Origin of the sequence: Chitinophaga agri (genome assembly GCF_010093065.1) — a bacterium.
In the GTDB taxonomy this organism is placed as follows: Bacteria; Bacteroidota; Bacteroidia; order Chitinophagales; family Chitinophagaceae; genus Chitinophaga; species Chitinophaga agri.
In genome coordinates, this window is record NZ_CP048113.1 from 714,447 (window position 1) to 737,240 (window position 22,794).

At 48.6% G+C, this 22,794-nt stretch carries 12 protein-coding genes; 5 read left to right on the forward strand and 7 right to left on the reverse strand.

Annotated elements, in window-relative coordinates; translation table 11 throughout:
- Positions 1–12 precede the first annotated feature (12 nt).
- Both GWR21_RS02765 and GWR21_RS02770 read left to right on the forward strand, forming a co-directional pair.
- Positions 13–870, forward strand: coding sequence for a PKD domain-containing protein (locus GWR21_RS02765; protein WP_238430148.1), 858 nt, complete (start codon positions 13–15; stop codon positions 868–870).
- 109 nt (positions 871–979) lie between these two features.
- On the forward strand, positions 980–2,032 hold the full coding sequence (locus tag GWR21_RS02770) for an acyltransferase family protein (protein ID WP_162330255.1): 1,053 nt from the start codon (positions 980–982) through the stop codon (positions 2,030–2,032).
- A gap of 38 nt (positions 2,033–2,070) precedes the next feature.
- Here GWR21_RS02770 and GWR21_RS02775 read toward each other — a convergent pair whose 3' ends face one another.
- From GWR21_RS02775 to GWR21_RS02785, 3 genes are read right to left on the reverse strand one after another with little or no spacing between them, the layout of a single operon-like run.
- A complete protein-coding gene (locus GWR21_RS02775) occupies positions 2,071–4,230 on the reverse strand; it encodes a DEAD/DEAH box helicase (protein WP_162330256.1) in 2,160 nt (719 codons plus the stop codon).
- On the reverse strand, positions 4,227–5,540 hold the full coding sequence (locus tag GWR21_RS02780; RefSeq protein ID WP_162330257.1) for an ATP-binding protein: 1,314 nt from the start codon (positions 5,538–5,540) through the stop codon (positions 4,227–4,229). The genes GWR21_RS02775 and GWR21_RS02780 overlap by 4 nt, the downstream gene beginning before the upstream one ends.
- Entirely contained in the window at positions 5,537–7,333 is a 1,797-nt protein-coding gene (locus tag GWR21_RS02785; protein WP_162330258.1) for a tellurite resistance TerB C-terminal domain-containing protein, read from the reverse strand. The genes GWR21_RS02780 and GWR21_RS02785 overlap by 4 nt, the downstream gene beginning before the upstream one ends.
- A gap of 332 nt (positions 7,334–7,665) precedes the next feature.
- On the opposite strand from GWR21_RS02785, the gene GWR21_RS02790 reads away from it, so the two are divergent.
- Entirely contained in the window at positions 7,666–9,000 is a 1,335-nt protein-coding gene (locus tag GWR21_RS02790; RefSeq protein ID WP_162330259.1) for an alkaline phosphatase family protein, read from the forward strand.
- A 109-nt stretch (positions 9,001–9,109) separates the two neighbouring features.
- Here the strand turns inward: GWR21_RS02790 and GWR21_RS02795 are convergent, their stop codons facing one another.
- Together GWR21_RS02795 and GWR21_RS02800 are read right to left on the reverse strand one after the other, a co-directional pair.
- Positions 9,110–9,538, reverse strand: a complete 429-nt coding sequence (locus GWR21_RS02795; RefSeq protein WP_162330260.1) for a VOC family protein — start codon at positions 9,536–9,538, stop codon at positions 9,110–9,112.
- Positions 9,539–9,638: 100 nt separating this feature from the next.
- Positions 9,639–10,136 carry a DinB family protein gene (locus GWR21_RS02800; protein ID WP_162330261.1) on the reverse strand — a complete coding sequence of 166 codons (498 nt, stop codon included), beginning with the start codon at positions 10,134–10,136 and terminating at the stop codon, positions 9,639–9,641.
- A 588-nt stretch (positions 10,137–10,724) separates the two neighbouring features.
- Here GWR21_RS02800 and GWR21_RS02805 point away from each other — a divergent pair.
- Positions 10,725–19,232, forward strand: coding sequence for a gliding motility-associated C-terminal domain-containing protein (locus GWR21_RS02805; RefSeq protein ID WP_162330262.1), 8,508 nt, complete (start codon positions 10,725–10,727; stop codon positions 19,230–19,232).
- A gap of 65 nt (positions 19,233–19,297) precedes the next feature.
- Here GWR21_RS02805 and GWR21_RS02810 read toward each other — a convergent pair whose 3' ends face one another.
- Together GWR21_RS02810 and GWR21_RS31650 are read right to left on the reverse strand one after the other, a co-directional pair.
- Positions 19,298–20,956 carry a lectin gene (locus GWR21_RS02810; RefSeq protein ID WP_162330263.1) on the reverse strand — a complete coding sequence of 553 codons (1,659 nt, stop codon included), beginning with the start codon at positions 20,954–20,956 and terminating at the stop codon, positions 19,298–19,300.
- 102 nt (positions 20,957–21,058) lie between these two features.
- The gene (locus GWR21_RS31650) at positions 21,059–21,184 is read right to left on the reverse strand and encodes a hypothetical protein (RefSeq protein ID WP_262888482.1); all 126 of its coding nucleotides are present in this window, start codon (positions 21,182–21,184) and stop codon (positions 21,059–21,061) included.
- A 68-nt stretch (positions 21,185–21,252) separates the two neighbouring features.
- Here GWR21_RS31650 and GWR21_RS02815 point away from each other — a divergent pair, with 68 nt between their 5' ends.
- Positions 21,253–22,722 (forward strand): PhoX family protein, encoded by a 1,470-nt coding sequence (locus GWR21_RS02815; RefSeq protein ID WP_162330264.1) that lies wholly within the window; start codon positions 21,253–21,255, stop codon positions 22,720–22,722.
- Positions 22,723–22,794 lie beyond the last annotated feature (72 nt).

Genomic DNA, 22,794 nt, shown 5'->3' on the forward strand with positions numbered 1-22,794 from the left:
AAATGCCTGATCATGATGCAATTCAGATATATTATTTTAAGTATGCTGCTAACTGCAGGTATAAGCAGTTGCAGCAATGACGATAAGGCTGCTCCGGACGCCGACTTATTTTATGAGGTTAGTATTACTGGAAATGACGTAACTTTTAGCAATAAGACCACCGGAGCCGTATCATATAAATGGGATTTCGGCGATGGCACTACCTCTGAAGAAGAAAGTCCTGTGCATACCTATCCGGGTAAAGGTAAGTACGTACCTACCCTCTATGCTACAACAAAGGAAGGTAAGGTGACGGAAGGTTCAACTGTGCTGTATATTGCCAAATCATCACCTGTGAAGATGGATGATAATTCGTTTGCTGACTGGGACGACGTAACGGAATATGAGGTGAATCCAGCTCCCGGCGAAACGTATTTCAGAAAAGCAAAATTCGACTATGATGCAACTTATGTGTATCTCTACCTGGAAGTGAACTCGAAGGTTGCCAACGCTGATATCTACGATTTCTACCTTGATACGGATAACAATGCCGGCACAGGGTTACTGACAGGTGCTTTTGCCGGTGGAGGATATGACGTATTGCTGGAAGGCGCGGTGCTGAGTGACTGGTTCGACGCATTCTATCATAAAGGGGATCAGCAGGCTTTTACATTTGATGCCTCTGGCGTGACAGCGTTTTATACGGTAGGTACCAGGGAGGAGAGTGCCGGGGTCCTGAAGTTTGAATTACGCCTCTCCCGCACAAAGCTGAAAGGGCTGGCAGCAACGACAGGCATGCGGCTGGGCATTCAGGCACTAAAGGGAGACTGGTCGGCTGTGCTGGGCAATGTGCCTAACGGAGCCACTTCGCTGCTGATCAATTTTGAGTAATATGTGAGTGTTTATATAGAATGATGTACATCGTGAGGATTGGGCTTGTCCGCAGGGGGCTTTGGAAAAGGAGCCTTTTGCGGACAAGTATTTACATCAAACAAACGTTATGGAAAAACAGGCAGGCCGCTTATTATCGCTGGATGTCATGCGTGGACTGATCATGATCTTACTGGCGGGAGAAAGTTGCCGGGTATATGAATCGCTACGCGAAGGGCATAACAATATTTTTATCACCCAGTTCTTTCACCATCCCTGGCACGGACTACGCTTCTGGGACCTCGTACAGCCGGCGTTTATGCTGATGGCCGGAACTGCCATGTATATCTCATATGAGAGCAAGTTGCGCAAGGGGATCAGCTGGGGAGAGAATTTCAAACATATTGCTATACGAAGTCTTAAGCTCTTCCTGCTGGGTACAGGATTGCATTGTGTATACGCCGGAAAACTGGTATGGGAACTCTGGAATGTGCTGACACAGCTGTCCGTCACAGGAATGATCGCTTACCTGGTCATCGGCCGCTCCTATACTTTTCAGATCGTTGCCGGGTTCGCACTGATCCTGCTGAATGACATATTGTACCGAACTATACTGATGCCAGGGTTTGATCAGCCATTTGTGGAGTATCATAATTTCGGTGCTTACATGGATACGCTCCTGATGGGTAAGATCAATGAAGACGGGTGGGTGGCGATCAATATCATTCCGACAGCAGCGCATACTATCTGGGGGGTGACGGCCGGTAAGTTGCTGTCTTCAGCGATGGAGAATAAGCGCAAGATCCTTTTGCTGACTATTGCAGGTCTCGGATTACTGGTATTGGGATTCGGAGCAGACATGGCAGGCCTTTCGCCGATTATCAAACGTATCAGTACGGCTGGCTTTGTGATGGCATCAGCAGGCTGGGTATTGCTGATCCTCGCTTTCCTGTATTGGTGGATCGATATAAAAGATCATCAGCGGTATACCTGGATACCAGTAGTGGTAGGTATGAACGCTATCTTCATTTATGTGTTCTTTGAGACGGTAGGTGCGCAGTGGCTGAATGGGGTAGTGGCCATCTTCGTGCCGTGGCATATTGCGGCCGCATTTGTAACATGGATACTGGAGTGGGGATTGTGTTACTGGCTGTATAAGAAGAAGGTGTTTATCAAGCTATAATTAGATGCCGCCTGTATAACAGCAGGCGGCATCTTAATTTATTCTTTGATAACGGTATCATCCATAGCAGGAGTGACCAGCTTTAGTTCAGAGAGGAACGCCGTGGTTCCGGGAATATCGAACGTCGTGTTAAGGACATATTCCACTTTCATTGCCAGTGGTAAGTAGACCCCCCATTTGCTTAAAGGGAAGAATTCCGGCTGCTCTTCAATGTACATGCTTACATGCTGTGCTATACCGGCCAGCTGATGACGCATATTTAAGATCAACTCACCCAGGTCAATCGATTTGTCCGGTATGGTGAGCTTACTTTGCCGGTCATCAACCTCCACATGCTGAATATTAAGTGTTTTGGCCAGGAACCAGAGTGTCCGGTTGATTTTTGTCCCTGTAAAAGTGTAGATGACATATTTCTTTTCTTTCACAATGACCGGACGCACGGAAGACAGGTGATCCAGCTTAAAATCCTTGAACAGCAGCTTCAGTTCGTTGATACTTTCTATAGCGCTGCTGTCAGCTTCATCCGGATGCAGATCTGTATTTAGCAATTCCATCATTTTCAGCCGGATACGTGGATGTACATCTCCGCTACCGCTGTTGTAAACGGGCTTTTTGCCGTCATTCGCAGGAACCACAAATACCTTCCTTGCATTAATATCTACATCTGTGATCTTCCAGATCTTCGCTGCAAGTAGCACATTAGTGTCTACCTCGATCATTGGCGTAAATTCCAGCTCGCCGATGGTATTCCCTGCATATATAACTTTCAGCATGACGGGCGATACGAACATGGAATAGAAGTCACGCGAGGTGGTCAGCTTTTCGCCTGCTACGCCTACGATCAGTTCTTTGCGAAGATCTTCCACATATTCCGCCCCGATCATAAAGTCGAGGAGTGTATCGATCTCCGCTTTGCTGAAATGCCCGAATACGGCATTATGATGTAGTCGCTGCACTAACACAGCCCTGGACAATCCATTTGTTTCCTTCAGTATGGAGAGCGCCTGGTGAAACAACAGATCAAAAGGTTTGGCCTGTCCATAGGCTGGTTCTATAAACGACTCCTTAAATAGTTCCCAGCAGGCGAACGACTGCAGCATAGACCAGTGCTCGGTCGCGTACAACAATAACTGACTTTCCTGGCCTTCCCTTCTGCCACTACGGCCCACCCGCTGAATGAGAGAAGCGATGGAATGAGTTGCATCTATCTGGATAACAGTTTCTACTGTACCAATATCAATACCTAGTTCCAGTGTGGAGGTACAGGCGATACAGAAGTTGTTACGCTTATTGTTCTTTGCAAATTCCTCTACATATTCCCTCACTTCCTTATCTACTGCAGAGTGATGAGAGAAATAATAATGGTGCCCTTTTTTCCGCTCGGAAGTTTTTTTCAGTTTGACAGCCAGTTCTTCTGCATTGCCACGACTATTCGGGAAGATCAGCACCTTACTGTCCTTCACATGCCCGTATAGTTCATCTATAAAAAAAGGGTTGTATTCCGCATCATTGTCTTTGCTGAACATGAACCGGGCATGGATCCCTTTCGCTGTACCGTCCACGAGCACCTTTGTATTCGGTACATCTCCCGTAAAGCGTTTGAGCTCATCATAGTCTCCTACTGTTGCCGATAAACCTATGATACGTGCCAGCTTATCCGTTGCCAGATCGTTGATCCTCGACAATAGCGACCGTAGGTGCATTCCTCTGTCGCTCCCCAGAAAGGTATGGATCTCATCTATGACGATGAATTTTAGTTTGGAGAATAGCCGTTGCGCATGGTCCGGATGATTTGTGAACAGCGCCTCGATCGATTCCGGCGTGATCAGTAATACTCCTTCCGGTTGCCTTATTAACTGCTTTTTAGCCGCCACATTCGCCTCGCCATGCCAGCGGGTGACGGTGACATCCATATAGCGGCAAAGGTCTTCTACACGTATAAACTGGTCATTGATAAGGGCGATCAGCGGAGAGATGTATAATACCTGCACCCCCTCGTCGTTAAAGTTCACTTTGGAGAGGATAGGCAGGAAAGCGGCTTCCGTTTTACCGGAGGCTGTCCGGGAGACCAGCATATAGTGACCTTCGGTGCCCAGGATCCGTTTGATAGCGGCGGCCTGGATCGGTCGCAGGGCTTCCCATCGTTTGTCATTGATATATCGTCGTATAGGCTCCGAGAGCAATGAAAACTCACTCATATCTCTTTGATGTTTTCAAGGTCTTCCTCCACAGGTCTTTCGTCTGTTACCTCTACATCGGCAAACAGTTTCGCTTTGTCCATACCCGGGTGCTGACGGAGAATGCTCAGGATATTCAGGAAATCCCTGATCACTTCGCGCGGCGTGAGGAACTCATTGGCCCCGGGTCTGTTGAACAACTCTTCCATAAAGAGCTGGATGTCTTCGCTTGTGATATCAATATTTGTTTTATAGTTCAGGTCAAACACCTGTTTCAGTTGCTGTAACAGCACATAGATCTCTGTAGCATTCAACGGCATCAGACGGATCACCGGTTGTGCGAAGTCCCTGATCTCCTGAGATTCGAACTTGTTTGTCGCCAGCCTGGATTTCAGCGCCTGGTAGCTGAACAGCCCTCTTCTTTCATTTTCCAGGAAATCCCGGGTGCCGGCGAAGTTAAAGAACAGGTTACCGACTTTGCCCTGGAAACAGTCATTGTAGATATGCAGGATCTTCTCATAGTTCTTTTCCCGCATAGCGGCAGTCGGGATCTTGTAGAGGTTGATCGCTTCATCGAGGTTGACCATGAATCCGCTGTAGCCGATACTGACAAACAGTTTACAGAAATTCTTCAGCATATCATAGTAGTTATCATCACTGATGATATCTCTTACACCCAGTTCCTGCCGGGCTTCTGTTTTGGTATGATATTCCCCTTTTAGCCAGCGTAGGGCGTTCTTGCGGAGCTGTTCATCGTCTTTGATATAACCCAGATAGTATTTCATAATGACCTGACCGAAGTCGAAACCGCCTACGTCTGTCAGTTCATTGATCGTACGCTGAATATAGTTCAGGATCAGGTTCTCGTACTTTTCATCCCTGATATCTGTTATAGCAATATTATTTTCCTGCGCAGCTTTGGTGATCACCTGCTCTATCCATTTTTCCAGCAGGGTAGAGAGGGCGCCTCCTTCCGGCTTGGTTTGTATGGCGAGGTTGTCGATGATGGCACTGTACAGCGCCAGCGATTTACCATCGTTGGCATATAGCCGGTTCTGCGGTGTGAAGTCTGCATTGGCCACCACAAATTTCTGTTTCATAGCAACTGTATTCAGCAGGTGCATCATAAATGATTTACCGGAGCCGAAGTCGCCGATCCAGAATTTAACCATGCTATGCCCGTTCTTTACATCTTCCAGTGCGGTAAGGAATGCCTGAATCTCGGCGGAACGGCCTACCGTTATATGTTGTACACCGGTTTTCGGAACTACGCCGCCTAACAGCGAATTAATAATCGAAGTGGCTTCGCGGGGTTTAATGTTTTCTATCATGCTATAATGTTTTGAAAGTATTTTTCGGTGATGGTGTAAGTATCGTCATATTCTTCTATCAGCAGATCATCCAGTATTTCATAGCAGCTGCTGTTAATGCTTTCGATCAGCTGGTCCCGGAACAACTTTCTTTCCTTTGCGAAGGAACTGACGGTATCAGCAGGTAATGATAAGGTGTGGTCGCGGAACATGGTCAGTAGTTCCTGTTGATGAGTATTGAGGATGATCCCTGCTGCAAAGGCGATCTCATTGCCGGTTTTGATTTCAACTACAGGAGGCAGCAGGGTGATGGAAACACTTGCGGCTGGCGGCGGAGGCGCTTCTTCCGGCTCTTCGTCCTGTAGTAGCTTATTAAGGTTGTTAACTGTTTCATTATGGGCAGAGATCACAGCTTCAATCGCGGCCGTGTCCAGTTGTACCGTCCTTCTTTTTTTAACAAAAATGCCAGGTACCTCTTCAAGGGCGGCTTTCAGATTGACAGTCTGGATGAGGTTATTGGCAACAAGTTCAAAAGATTGTCTTTCCTGTTCTGTTTTGAACAGGCTTTTATGGATGGTTTTAGGTAATTGTTTGCGATCCGCTTTTTCAGAACGGAGGTCGGCATGCAGGTATTTCAGATAGAACCTGACGGCGTCTTCCCGGTCATAGGCAGCGAACAGTTTGGATGCTTCAAAGAAAATGTTCTCTTTCTGTGGATTGTTGATATTCAACGCCGCCAGCTGCACTACTTCCGATATACATTCCGCATAGTTCTGTTTGTTTACCCTGGCTTCGATCTGCTCGAAGAACAGGCGCCAACGGGTGTTGTTCTGTGCGTTCAGCTGGATTTCTGTCACGCGGTCGGCAGGTGGAATAGCTTGTTCCTTGCTGAGGATAGCGGCGGCTACACGCTGACCCAGCTGCTCTTCGAAGTATTCGCTGCAGGCATTATAAGGGAAATCTTCCGTTAGCTTTCTTTTCTGTGCATATTTCCCGCGTACAGCGTTTTCGGCCCGCTTGAATACAGTGAGGTAGATATCGCTTTTTATTCGTTCCCGGTTATAGTCCGCATCACCTCTGGACTTATCCGGATATACCTGATCCATCAACTGATCCGCGAGTCGGCCAACATGGTCGTCAAAAGCACTTCCCTGTTGTTTCAGGTCTTTGTCTATCGTTTTGATGGCCGCCAGGTAAAGCCGTATAACGGCAATGCAGCAACCTTCGACAGACAGGAACATGTTATCCGGGTTCCAGAATTGATTGAGCCATTCCACTTCCCGTACGTTCAGATAAAGCTTGTCTTTGAAGCGATTCCCCAGTTTAGCGGTCTCGTCGTAGTAACTGGGCGTCCGGTCCGGCGGCGCCGTGACAGGCGATGCGGCGGGCCGCATATCACTATAGTCTATGAGACTTCCCTCGTTACTGATATCAATGATATCTACGCCATTGTATACAGATGTGGTGGTAGTAACAGGTGGGACAGACCCGCTAAACTGCTGCCGGTCCTGATGATACCGGATAATGTTTTTGTATACCGGTAGTAACTGCCGTTCATTTAGCTGATCATTGAGTAACAGTTGTAATACTCCTTCATACAGGCAGTCATATTCATAGGGAATGACCCTTACAGGGGCTATACCAGTATACACCTCTTTATCAGAGAGCGCCTTGTTCAGATGGGCGGCATCATCTCTGTCAAGCAGGGCCATCGTATTGTTGGCGATCTGGTAAAAGTGCTCGTTTGGGTTGCTTAGAAAACCATAAGATTTAAGGTAGCTTGTCCATTCCTCCTTAAAGTATCCTTCCATCATTGCGCATCACGGGTAAATAGTAAGGGATTATTCGTGTTGACACTACATTACAAACAGGTGTCTTTTGTAGTGCTAGTTTAATATTTATTTCTGAGTAATTCGTTAATAATCTGTTAATGAACTGTGAAAGTGGCAACAAGCAGAATGAATAACATATGCGACTATATTGAAAATTGTTGTGTCGGTCACCGCATTGATAAACTATACTTAAGACCGCACCCGCCTGACAGGATAAACCAGGGAGTTGTAACAGTGCGTAACAATTTCTTAACCTCCCTTGCTGACGGTACCCACTTCATTTTCCGGTTCTCTACATAAACATAACAGCCAAAATGAAGCGTTTATATGCATTTGCCGGTGGACTGCTGTTCACATTGTCAGCCGCCGCCCAACAGGTCAACCACGTGGTACTGATCACTATTGATGGCTTCCGGCCCGACTTCTACCAGGATGCCTCCTGGAGTATGAACAACCTTCGTATGATGAAGGATAGTGGTGCGGCTGCCGAAGGTGTGAATTGCGTGTTCCCGAGCGTCACTTACCCGGATCACACGACTATCATCACCGGTGTGAAACCAGCTAAACACGGTATTTATTACAATGCGCCGTTCGAAGAGGGAAAGGCCAGCGGCGAATGGTACTTCTACTACAAAGCGATCAAGGTGCCCACCTTGTATGATGCGGTACATGCCGCGGGAAAAACCAATGCCAATGTGATCTGGCCGGTGTCTGTCGGTGCACCTGTAGACTATAACATCCCCGACGTGTGGCCGGTGGGCAAGAAGACAGACAGGAGAGACGCTACCGCTGCCGCCACTACGCCTGCTTCTCTCTGGGAAGAGATCCAGGAGAATGCAACGGGTAAGTTAGGGCCTGAAGATTTCACAATGGTGAGAGAAGAGCTGACAATGGACGAGAATGTAGCCAGAATGGGCGCCTACATGATCACTAAATATAAGCCTGCATTTACTACGCTGCACCTGGCATGTACCGACCATTATGAGCACATGCAGGGACGTGATGGTCTGCTGGTAAGAAAAGCAGTGGCTGGTGCTGACCGCGCCATCGGTACTATCCTGGAAGCACTGATCAGGGCAGGGATCAAAGATAGCACAGCCATTATCGTTACAGGCGATCATGGTTTTGTAGACATCAGACAGTCATTCTCCCCGAATGTGCTGCTAGTGGAAGCGGGACTAATTAAAAATATAGACAAAGGCGACTGGAAAGCCCGTTTTCATACCTCCGGCGGATCGGCTTTCCTGCACCTGAAAGACAGGAATGATACACAGTCACTGGAAAAAGTGAAAGAGATACTGGCACACCTGCCAGCTGAACAACAGCAAATGTTTAAAGTGATTGATCGCAAACAGCTGGAGGCGGTCGGTGCAGATCCGAATGCAGCCCTGGCGCTGGCAGCTGCAAAAGGTGTTACCATTGGTGGCGGTGTAAAGGGAGCATTGATAAAGGATGCAAAAGGCGGTACACACGGGTACTATCCTGATTTCAAAGAGATCCAGACCGGCTTTGTAGCCTATGGTCCTGGTATCGCGCAGGGCAAGAACCTGAAAGATATTGACCTGACAGATATAGCACCTGTTATTGCAAAACTGCTTGGTCTGAAGCTGGACACCGACGGACATATCCCTGCCGGCCTGCTGAAGTAATTCCCTATCTGAGAAAGACCCTGATACAAAACGCCTCTTTTATACGATGCTGATCGTTCTACTGAGGATCAGCATCGTATAAAAAGGCGTTCTCATTTCATAGCGTCTTCTATGCAGCAGGATTTACATCCATACTGATCATCCAGTTAACACCGAATTTGTCCTTGAGCATGCCGAACAGTGGCGCCCAGAACGTTTTTTCCAATGGCATAGTGATATTGCCACCGGCCGATAGTCCGTCAAAGACCCTCCTCGTTTCTTCTGCTGATGTGGTGGTTAGCGCAATGGAAAAGTTATCTCCTGATTTGACACCCTCCATACCCGGACCACAATCACTGCCCATCAGTATGTTTTTATCGCCCACTGGTAATGCTACATGCATGATCTGTTCTGCTTTGTCGGCAGGTAGTTCTTCGCCGCCCGGCATCTCTTTGAATTTTGAAGACATTTGGAATTCTCCGCCAAACACTGATTTGTAGAAATCAAATGCTTCGCTGCAATTGCCGTTGAAGATGAGATAAGGATTAAGTGAAGCCATACCCGTTTTTTTGAGAGTTATACAATGATTCAAATGTAGACAGATATACAGTGGCCGCAGGTGGGCAGATAAGACATAAATAAGGGGAAGACAGGACAAGTTACGCCCTGTCCCAGAATGGAGGTGGTTCTATGCCTAATGCCCGCAGGTAAACATATCCCTGACCCCTGTGATGGATCTCATTGTCAACGAAATAAAATAACGTAAACTGGATCGTACCTTCATACTGACCAAAAGCGACGTCTACTTCATGGAACCGCTCTGCCGGTATTTCAGGCCACAGGCGATTAAGCTTTTCCGTTAGTTCGTCCCAGAGAGCCAGCAGTGCTTCTTTTGTGGTAGGACGACCTCCTTCATAAATCGCTTCGAACGTAGACCACTTACCGGTTAACATGCCATCTATACCCGGCATACCCATGGCGATCATTTCCAGTGCCAGTTCAGAAAAGGGCCGCATGCCGCCAACAGAAAAACTAAAGAGTTCCTTTTCAGGAAAGGCTTCAATGACCCGGCGGGTAAGTCTGCGATGTCCCTGCCAGTGTTCCAGCATTTCCGCTGGAGTAATAACGGCTTTCGTGCTGATGGTTTCCTGTGTCATGTCCAATATATTTTGTTGGTGAGTAATGTATGATGATACAAAGAAAATCAGGGGGAGTGACAGCCCTATGTCAGCAGCATTCCGGAATAATGAAAAAACAATGAAGCGTGCTATCCGGTTCACCCGTGCCGGCCAAAATGAGGATTTGCCTACTCATTACTCCGTCTGCCTGATTATAAATGAGTTGAGGTGTTTTTTGCAGATTCACGCCTCGGAAGCCTTTTTTGTCACAATGTGGATAACTTCAATTGTGGATAACTTTTAATATATCTCTTTCAGCTTTTTGCCGCGAGGTAAACCGCTGACTATCAGATTCGACTACCAGAGCTCGCTCATATTCTATACGTAGAGGCTATATTATATTATAGTACGCATTTTTAATAGTTTCATATTATTTATACTTTTAATCTTAGAATAGAAATATTTTTTAGCTATACTACTTATGCCTATGATGACTTTATACATGTCCTGTTACTTGTTCAGGAAGGTAGAAAAGAGGGCTTTTTCAAACATTAAAACCTTGTCCGTCAGCTAACAGCGGGTTCCTCAGGACTCATCTGTTTCAGACTATTCACGAAATCCCTATTGATGAAAAAGCTTCTAATACTCTTATGCCTGTTATTGGGTTGCGCATTTGAAATGGTGCACGCTCAGACAGTGTATGTAAATGTGCCGGATACGGTATGTATGTCGACCACCAATGCGACAGCTAATCAGCAGAAGTTCACCAGTATGAATGCCAACGTAACCGGTACCGGTATTACGGTTGTTAAAAAGGCAACGTGGAAGATCACGTCGCCTAACAACACAGACGCTGATTACGAAGTGCTCTACTCCGAGAATACAGCTGCCGACAAGCCGACCAAGCTTACGAACACGTCCATGCTGACATTGCAGTTCATTGTGCCTGGTACCTATACTTTCGACATTACCCTGACCTATACAGATGCTGGTGGTGTGGAAAGAACAGTGACAAGGACCAACAAACTGTATGCAGAGAACTGTACCATTACCACCTGTGGTGATGGCTCAGGTACAATGGCTGGGTTTTCGGAAGACTTCGGCGCACTGGCAGAAGGAGTGAACCGCAGGAATTATCCGGTAGATGGCGTGATCTCCTATAACTACCAGCCTAGCGGTCCATTATTAGAAGATAATTATGCGATTTCAAATAACCCCAGTCTCATTAAAAGTGACTGGGCCAATAAAACAGACCATACCGGCGGCTACCGTGGTGGTATGCTGGTAGCTAACTCATCCCTCACTCCCCGTCAGTTCTATAAAAAGACTGTGAGCGGTCTGTGTCGTGGCTCTGTATATAACTTCAGCGCCTGGCTGATGGACCTGAATACCGCTGCCTCCATGAATGCCTGTGGTAATTATCAATATGCAGGGGTGACCTTCAGGGTGGTAGATGCAAAGACACCTACAAGGGTACTGAACCAGTTTAACACCCGGTCATTATCCATGATGCTCGGGTCCAAAGGGCCCACCTGGCAGCGCTACGGGGGTACCTTTACGGTTCCGTCTGATGTTGACTCCGTTACTGTATTTATAATAAATAATAAACCAGGTGGTTGTGGAAACGATATCGCGATTGACGATATCGAATTTTCGTATTGTAGCCCTAACATCATCGCTGAGATCGCAGGAGATAAGGAAAGTCTGCAGGAAGTATTATGTGAAGGTGCTCCTATCACCCTGGTATCTGCTTATACGCCGACTAACTATTTCGTTGACCCGGTGTATCTGTGGGAGATGAGTGATGATGAAGGTAAGACCTGGGTACCTGTACCTTTCAGTGTGAACAATGCCAAAGAACTGGTGATCGCGGAAGGCGAACTGAAAGGCACAAGGAAAGTAGCTTCGGACTATCTCTTCCGCGCGCAGATCTATGAGAGGGGGAGTGACCAGTATACCTGTGCGTCTCCATCGTCTGAGATCAGGCTGACTATCCTCCCAATGCCGAACCTTAATCTGACGGGAAGTGAAGTGTGTGCAGGCGCGAATGTGGAACTGGAAGCTTCCGGCGGATTTGACTCCTATTCCTGGAAAGACCTGCCGGGATTTGATGGCACCAATCGTTCTATCGTTGTAGATAAAGATACCACCATTACTGTATTTGGTTATGTTAACTATGCTGATGGCCATACCTGTCAGGATGAGAATAGCATCTTCATCAGTGCGATCCGCTCTCCGATGATCGACGTCGCTGTATCCGACAGTAACGTCTGTCTGGGTGATGCGATCGACATGAGAGTGAACAGCATCCTGAATGGTTATGACATCCAGTGGTTCAGAGGTCCGGATGTAAATGGTGTAAAAGTACACATGCCTGAATTTGATGGACTGACCGAAGTAACACAGTTGCAGATCACTTCTGCTGCTGATAGTGTATACAGCGTAACCGTGAGCGATCCAATCAATGGTTGTGTGGTATCGTCCAAACCTGTTATTGTAAGGACTTCTATTACACCGACAACGACCCTGAAACCTAACCAGACCGTCTTCTGTGCCAGCTCCAACTCTACCGGTAACTTTACCGTAGAAGTAAATGCGGTGCCAGGAGCGACCGGTACCTGGAGAGTAGAAGAGATCTACGGTCCGGCAGTGACGGATGATGTAATAGATGACTATGTGAAGATCCTGCTGCCTTCAGCTGCAAGGACGAGGGTAACTATCAAGAAGCCTGGTACTTCTGTAGTACTGTCCTGGACACTTAGAAGCGGTACCAATACAACCTGTACTACCGTTGTACTGGATACACTGAGCCTGCTGACAGATCCTACCTATGCAAATGCTGGTCCGGATACAACACAGTGTGGTACAGATAATATATTTACCATGAACGCCAGCAAACCGGCTCCTGAAACAGAAGCTTACGGTCCCGCAGCAGAAAGAGGTTTATGGAAACTGGTTTCCGGTAATGCAACCATTGCTTACGATACCGCTTATAATACAACGGTCACCGCACTCGATGCACAGGGTGATATCGTCCTGACCTGGACCATTACCAACGTAGGCGGCTGCGTGGCTAACATAGATACTGTGATCCTCCATAAGATCGGCCGACCTGTCATCAGACTGGCCAGCCCTGTGGCAGGATGTACAAGCAAAGGGTTCTTTATGCTGGATACTTTGTCCACTAAAGGAACGCCTACCTTATATTCAGTGACAGCAGGCACACCTGCAATGCCAGGTTTTGTTCCGGTAACGGATCAACCACTAAGCTGGCCGCTGAAAGTAAATATTCCGGCGACAGTCCTCCCTGGTACTTATAATTTTAATCTTAGCTACAGAACAGCTAAATCAGGCTGTGATTCTACCATTCCATTTACGGTGAATGTGGAAACCGGACCTACTGCTGCTACCAGCATCTCCTCCAGCACGACTGGGGTATGTGGTAATGGTTCCGCTACGCTGACAGTGAACGGCGGCTCCCTGGGTCTGAAGGCTGATGGTGTTACACCAAATGCGGTATGGGCGTGGTACAAAGGCGGTTGCGGACAAGGTGCCCGCATCGGTACTGGTACTACGATCACGGTTCCTATGACTGCTGCTGCTACTTTCTATGTAAGAGCGGAAAGCCTGGGTACTTGTGATACGACTGCCTGTGTAAGCACTACTGTTACCTTTACGGGGATGCCGGCTACAATATATGCTGGTCCGGATCAGTCCAAATGTAACAGTGCTTCCTTCACCATGAACGCCAGTGCGGCAACACCCGGTACTGGTCTGTGGGTATTGCCGGCAGGTACTTCGGCCACTGTCACAGCTGGTCAGGCCAATAATCCGGCGGCAGTTATCAACGTGCCTGCTGGTGTAAGCGTGCAGGCGATCTGGAGAGTGTCTAATGGTACCTGTACCATCGCCGATACTGTGTTGTTGACGAATGCGGCTCCGCCTACGGTCGCCGCTGCTGGTCCTGATATGACGCAATGTAGTGTGACTGCCTTCAGAATGTCTGCCAATGCACCTGTTATCGGTACTGGTAAATGGTCGCTGCCTGCGGGAACAACTGCCACTATTCCCGTAGCGGATACCAGTAACCCGAATGCCACGATCACTGTACCGTTGGGTGTGACCGTCACTGCTACCTGGACGATCACTAATGGTCTTTGTGTATCTTCTGATGCTATAGTACTAAAGAATGTAAATGGTCCTACGCCGGCGAATGCCGGCGCTGATATCGCTCAATGCGGTAATAATAATTTCACGATGCAGGCGACTCCGGTAACAAGTGGTACTGGTACCTGGACATTACCTGCTGGTAGTGCTGGTACCATCACAGCCGGACAGGCGAATAACCCGAATGCGGTGATCACCCTCCCGGTGAACGCCAGCACCATCGCCATATGGACTACCTCAAACGGTAACTGTACCACTATAGATACAGTGCTGCTGAGCAATGGCATGGCGCCGACTACAGCTGCTGCTGGTGCTGACATGTCCCAGTGTGGTAACGGTACTTTCACATTAGGGGCCAATACGCCAGCCTTAGGCAGCGCTTCCTGGAGCGTTGTATCTTCTACACCTGCTGGTTATGTATTACCTGCTGGTACTGCAAATAATCCGGCTGCCACACTGAGCCTGCCGGCTGGTTCCGTAGTGGTATTACGCTGGACGATCTCCAACGGTGGCTGCTCCAGCACAGATGATGTGACCCTCAGTAACAGCATTGCGCCTAATCCAGCTGCCGCTGGTCCTGATCAGTCCAAATGTAATACAGCTACCTTTACCCTGGGCGCCAATAGCGCTGCTGGTGGTACAGGTAAATGGGAGGTGATCTCTCCAATAGGATTTACATTCCCGGCAGCGCAGGTAAATAATCCTGTCGCTAATATTAATATACCTGCTGGTACAACACTGGCACTGAAATGGACGATCGCCAACGGTGGTTGTACTACCAGTGATACAGTCGTGCTGACTAATAACATGCAGCCCAATATCGCGGCTGCCGGCGCTGACCAGTCCCTGTGTTCCGGCCTTGATTTCATCATGAAGGCCAACAAGCCGAATGTAACGGGTGCCATTGGTACCTGGACCGTCGTAAGTGGTACTGCTACCATCACACCTGGTCAGGAGAATATGGACACGGCTCACATTATATTACCAACTGGTGCAACTGCGGTTTTACGTTGGACGATCTCCAACGGTGGCTGTACCAGCTCAGATGATATTACTTTAACAAGCATTCCTAAACCTACAACTGCAACTGCCGGCCCTGATCAGCAACACTGTGAGAACGCAGTGTTCAACATGGTCGCCAACACACCTGTAACAGGTACCGCTTCCTGGCGTCTGCCGGCAGGAACTACTGCCAGCATCGCCGCGGGCGATATGAGTAACCCTTCAGCTACAGTGAATGTACCGGTAGGTACCGCTGTAACGCTGGCCTGGGTGATCTCTAACAGCACCTGCAACTCCGTGGATAGCATCACTCTGACTAACAGCGTGATGCCGAACGTCGCCGATGCAGGTGCTAACCAGGTACATTGTGATGATCCGATGTTCATCATGAATGCCAATAATGCTTCTCCGGCAGCAGCTATTGGTACCTGGACCATTGTAAGTGGTACAGCTACTATTGCTGATATACATAGTGCCACTACCTCCGTGAACGTACCTGCTGGTGCAACTGTCACCCTCCGCTGGTCCATCACGAACGGTTCCTGTGCAACCGCTCCGGATGATGTAGTGCTGACAAACCAGCCCGCTATCCAGGGGAATACGATCACTGCTGACCAGGTACTCTGTGCCAGCGATGTTCCTGCTACCCTCAGTGGTGGTACAATCACCGGTGGTACCGGTACTTATACCTACCAATGGCAGGTGAGCACCACAAATGCGATCACCGGCTTCATGAACGTAGCCACCAATGGTACCAACGAAACCTTCACACCACCATCTATCAGCCGCAATACCTGGTACAGAAGAGTGGTGATGTCGGGTGCCTGTACCGGTAATATCAGTAATGCTGTCATGCTGACCCTGATGAACATTCCTCCGGTAGTGATCTCCGTGCCCGGTCCGAAATCTATTGATTGTGCAGAGGCAACCGATCCCGCTACGCTGTTCGGTACCCCGGTATTCAGCCACGCACCTTATGATAATGAATCGCTGACAATCACCTACAACGATGTAACGTCGAATGTAGATGTCTGTACGAAGACCGTTACCCGTACCTGGACGGCGGTTGACCGTTGCGGTCTGGCAACCCAGGCACAACAGGTGATCACGATCACCGACAAGATCAGGCCAGTGTTCACCACGAAAGCACCGGCTAACGTTACGGTGAGCTGTGACGCCGTTCCTGCTGCTATAGACATGACGGCTACTGACAACTGTGCCGGTACGCTGACTGTTGCTCCAATCGAAGAAAGACAGGATGCGGGTGCAAGCTGCCCTAGCAACTATCTCCTGGTGCGCAAATGGATCGCCATTGATGCCTGTGGGAACAGAAGTGATACCCTGATGCAGATCATTACCGTAAGAGATATGACGCCTCCGGTATTCGCTGGTACATCTCCGGCTAATATCACAGTTGACTGTGACAAGGTGCCTGCTGGTGAGATCATGACGGCTACTGATAACTGTACGCCTGGTAGTATTATCGCTGCGCCGGTAGATACGCGTAAGGCGATCTCCAGCAGTAAGTGTGCTGACTACTACCAGATCGTCCGTACCTGGACGGCTACTGATCTTTGCGGTAACAAGACCGTACTGACGCAGACCATCACCGTACAGGATACGATCAAACCAAGATTCTCTGTCATCGTACCTGCCGCTATCACGGTAGATTGCGATCAGATCCCTGGTGTCGAAACGGTAACGGCCACTGACAACTGTACGGCTAATGTACCAGTGAAACTGACTGAAACCAGACAGAACCTCTCCACCTCCTGCCTGAACAGCTATAAACTGACCCGTACCTGGACGGCCTCCGACAATTGTGGTAATACCGCCACCATGCGACAGGTCGTAACTGTACAGGATACCACCAGGCCGACATTCGTCGTAATGCCTCCAGGTGATACCACTGTAAGCTGTGATGCTATACCTGGTGCACCGACCAACCTCAGAGCCAGCGATAACTGCGGTACCGTTAAAATAGGTTACACCCAGACCCGCGAAACTGTACAGGGTGGTTGCGCAGGTAGCTATCGCCTGATCCGTACATGGACAGCGAAAGACGCTTGTAACAATGCAACTGTTGCTCGTCAGATTATCACCGTGATGGATACAACGGCTCCTGTGATCGACAAAGCGCCTGCCGATATCACTATCAGCTGCAGCGATCAGATACCGGGTGCGGCAACACTCTATGCGGTGGATAACTGTGATGTGAACTTCCCTAAGAAAGTGAACATGGTACAGGATCCGTTCGTGGTAGATAAATGTAATGGATATACCATCATAAGAAGGTGGAACATTGCCGATGCGTGCGGTAACGCGGCCATCGAAAGAGTACAGACGATCACCGTAGAGCCTTGTCCGAAGCCAGCGCTGGAAACCAGCCTACCGGCCAACTGTTCTTCTAATACCAAATTTGCAATACGCTTAAAGAATAAAGTCACCAGACCTAAATTCGTCCTGGTGAGCGTAGTACCTGCTACAGCCGTAGCGACACCACTGGCACAGAGCAGCAACGTGTTTGACCTGAACGGTGCAACACAGGCTTCCTTCGCCGTGATCGATGGTACTACAGGTTGTTCTTCCGACACCGTTACCTACGATCTGCAGTATATCCAGAAACCGGTCGTAGAACTGGGTGACGATATCAATGTCTGCAATGGTGAATCCGTAACACTGGATGTAGGGGCTGCAAATGCTGCTTACAATATCCGCTGGTCTACAGGTGCAACTACGTCAACTATTACCGTAAATGAACCGCGTACTTATCACGTGACAGTATCTAACGACATCTGTTCTACGATAGATTCCGTGAAGCTGATCGTGAATAATCCGCCGGTGATCGATATGGCCGATACTACCATCTGTGAAGGCACAACGCTTAAACTGGGTACCAGCATTCAGGGCGCGACCTATGTATGGTCTACCGGTGAAACTTCTCCGACCATCGATGTATACATGCAGGGTACCTACACTGTAGATGTAACATTGAATGGCTGTACCACGCACGATGAAGTCGATGTAGCGGTTGCTACTGCTCCATTGATAACGCTGACAGAAGATACTGCGATCTGTCCGGGTGAATCAGCTATGCTGACCGTTGACCCTGATGGTGGTAGCGTACGCTGGAGCAATGACGACATCACGCAGTCTATCGTAGTGACAAGACCAGGCGACTACTGGGTAACGGTAACACGCAACAACTGTGTGGTAACTGATACTGTAAGAGTAACATTGAAATCAGAACTGGATATCAACATCGGACCTCAGAGAGACATTTGTGCAGGTGGCCGTGTGGTACTGAATGCGACCAATGACGACGCCGTATCCTATATGTGGAACGACGGCGATACGAATCCGATCAAAGAGGTAACACAACCTGGAAGATATACAGTCTCTGTGATGGACAGGTTCTGTTCTCAGATCACCATGGACAGCGTAGACGTGATCGTAGCGGGTATTCCGGAATTTAGCCTCGGTCGTGACACCACGCTTTGTCTCGATAATACCCTGGTACTGAAAGTCGATCCGGGTACCGGTAACAAGGTGCGCTGGACGGGTGGTACCACAGAGAGTACCGCAAACTCCTATAACGTGACCAGCACCGGCTACTACACCGTGACTGTTTACAACGATTGTGGTTCCATGTCAGACGATATCGCGGTGACCTTCAAACCTTGCGAACCCGAACCAGGATTCCCGACTGCCTTCACTCCAAACGGCGACGGTAAGAACGATGTGTTCAGACCACGTGCCAAAGGCCCGATGTATGAATATGAACTACACGTTTATAACCGTTGGGGACAAATGGTGTTCTTCTCCAAAGATGAGAAGAAAGGATGGGATGGAAGATATGTTGGACAGGTAGTGGAGAGTGGCTCTTATATCTGGGTGATCAGTTATAAGACGAAAGTAGGAGGAGCTGTGACCATTCAACAGGGACAGGTAACCGTCCTGAAATAAGAAGAAGTGTAAAGTACAATAGGCAAAAAGGCGTCCCACCATATGGCGGGGCGCCTTTTTTTATTTTATTGGTTGATCCTGAATTTCTCCGTTGCGCCAATCGTCATTCGGTTACAGGTCATGCGTAAGACACCATCCTCGGCCGACAGATAAGCCCCGTTACTGCCCCGGAAAGATACACTGCCATCGCTGTTGGATACCCAGTCAAACTGTTCCCATGGACCGATAGCGGTACGGTTACAATTAACCGGCTGTGTACCGTTCTCAGAGCATACATAGTTCCCCTGATTGCGCAGCGCTACTTTACCGCCACCAGCATCTACTACCGTGAACTGTTCCCATGACTGTGCTACGGTACGGTTACAGATCATTGGCTGGGTATTGCCTTCACTGCATACATACAGGTTATTGGCACCTTTAAGTGTGACTGTCTGCCCGATCGGGATAACCGTGCCACCAGGTATGGTTGGTGTAGGGCGTACAGCTGTCAGCGCGATCTGTCCTTTCAGCATACGGCCGCCATCGCCGGTCAGGCGCAGGTAGTAGTCCGAAGAACAGGCCGTACCATCTTCGTCAAGCGTACGGAACGCAGAACCTGCCGGTATCTGGCTGATATTTTCAGCAGTCTTGGCGATCTGGTTACCCTCATTGTACTCATCAAACATGGAGACGTAAATACCCTGGCAACCCAGTCTCACCATATTATAGAACTGCCGCCACATAAAGTCGCCATGTGCGCGTTGCCGCTCCTGCAGGTCTCCCGGCAGTACACAGGGTTGATAATCTATTCCATTCGCATTGCAATAGACCTGGTCAGGTGTATTGACATTGGTATAGAAGTAATCGGCATCATTGACATTACCGATACGACCTACCATCCATGGAGAGATCATGTTGAACGCCTTATAGGTGTTCAGGAAAGCTGGGCGTGAATCGCTCACCTCATTCAACCAGTGAGTAGGAACCCCCCCAATCACGTAACAACCCTGGTTTTTGAACCAGTTGATCACGTCCAGACATACCGCTGCTGACCAGGGATGGTTGTCATCGTTGAAACCAAAACCCCAGATGCATACTACAGGTTTACCATTCTGATAAGCGTAGGCAGTAGAGGAGGTGTAGGCGGACATTTTGTTCGTCCAGTCAGTTTTGATCTCAGACTGCATATTTGTCCAGCCACTAACATCGTACATGATGTAGAACTTGCGGCCATACGTTTCGGCCGCTGTCTTTACCTTGGCGGTAATAGCATCCCTGATGGGCCCTTCCTGTCCATTTGGATTGAAGCGTTGCAGTGCTGCGACATCAATGTTGTTTTGCTGCATCCACAGAAAGTGAGTGTTGACCGTCTGGTCAGTAAAGGAGGAGAACAGCTTTGCCGGCTGTCCGTTGTTCAGGGCCGGCCAGGCCGTCGTGTAAGTGCTGGCATAGTCCCTTACGTCAGGCCAGGACTTGATGCCATTGTTGGAGGACGACGGAGACTGACTCCAGTTCTGCGTCCAGTGCCACCAGGCATTAATAGGAGAGCCATCTCCTGTGCAGGCAAACCAGCCCTGGTAGCCAACTGTGATTTTCCCGACCACATCGCCTACCGGTGATGCCTGGGCGTTCGCCAAACTGTTTTTAGTGCCGGAGAGGGTCGCCTCATTCAGGAGGCTTTTCTTGGTACAGGCCATAGCAAAAAGGAGACTGATCGCTACGAGTACACGATTGCTGATTTTCATAGTATGTGTGTTTTGTTCGGAATGTTCCGGTAATGGATTTTGAGAACGAGGGTTTAAAAGATTTTAATGAAAGTATATGGCTACAACGTGAACGATGGAATACTATGATGCGAATACTTTAACGGTGGCAGCTGAGAGATTATTGTAAGCGGAATAAATTACTGCCGATCGCACTGCCGCACTGCCGATATGGAACTGCACATTGTAAGCGGTTTCCTTCACATTCATTTAACCCCGGGTTAACATTCTGGCAATATGTGTAAAAGATATTGTGTCCACAAATCTATCGAACCCATATGAAGCTTAACTCATTTATGCCAGGTATCAGTCCGCTGCTGGCTGCGGTACTGCTGACCGGCTGTAGTAACAATGACAATCCGTCCACACCTGAATCCGGACTGGCCATTAAGACACAATCTGTTACACCTTCCCTTGTAAAAGCCCTTTCAGGTTTTGACAACCTGAAGATCTATCCACTGATCAGTAGTGATGATACATTGTCTGGCTCTCCCGCCTTCAGGTATGGTGCACAGCCGGATGGCGCAGGTATGATCAAAAATCCTAACGGTGAAGGGTACGTGATGATCACGAATCATGAGATCCTGTTCTCCGTATCACGCGTATTCCTGGATGGCAACCTCAAACCAGTGAAAGGTGAATACATTGTAGACGCCGAAGGCGGCGCCATGCGTCTTTGCTCAGCTACCATGACCACCATGGAAGAGCACGGCTTCGGTCCTATGTTCCTGACTGCCGGTGAGACCGATGGTGAATCCATGATCCATGCGATCAATCCAATGAGCTCCGCCGATATAAGGAAATCCAACCGGACGATTCCTGCATTGGGTAAATGCAGTGCAGAGAATGCAGTGCCGTTGTCTAAGAATGCCTTCCCCGGTAAGACCGCTATCTTCATCGGTGAAGATGAAAGCAGCCGCCAGGGCTTAGGTCAGGTGAATCTCTACCTGAGTAATAAAGTAGGTGATCTGCAGAATGGCCAGCTGTATATGCTGCGACGTGTAGACCAGAACATTGTAGAGACGGACATGGAAGTAGGCAAATCCTATGACGTGGAATTTGTTACCTATGATGATGTAGTGACCAGCACTGGCGCTGAACTGGCTGCGCAGACCGTTGCAAAGAAAGCGATCCAGTTTGCCCGTGTGGAAGACCTGGATTATGGTAAAGGTTCTGTAGATGCTAACCGCAAACTGTATTTCACGGCTACTGGTGTGAGCCAGTCCGACAAGAAAACGCCTGTTGCCGGTCTGACTATGTGGGGCCGTGTATACGAGCTGGTACTGGATGCGGCTAATCCGCTGAAAGGTAAGCTGACGCCGCTGGTAGATGGTAACGTCGATCCGGGTAACAGCCTGGTGAATCCTGACAATGTATGTGTGACTGAACACTATGTATACATTCAGGAAGATGGGGACTCTTACTATGCGGAGAACAAGCATGACGGTCGTATCTGGCAGTACAACATCGCTACCAAAGCGCTGAAGCCAATGCTGGAAATGGATCACCGCAGGAATGAAGCTGCATTCAATAATAAATACAATCCAGCTAATGATACCCGTCTCGGCTCATGGGAATACGGTGCAATGTATGATATCTCTGACCTGATCGGTAAGCCCAATACATTTGTAGTGAATATTCACCCGCATACCTGGACTGACAGCAAGTTTGCTAACGCTGATGGTAGCGGACTGACCACTAACAAGGAAGGCGGCCAGACAGTGATCATCACTGGTATTGAGAAATAAACCGTCGAAGCCACTGTTTTTATAGTTAAGTTTCCCTCTTCACCGGGGGAAACTTTTTCATTACAGCATCAC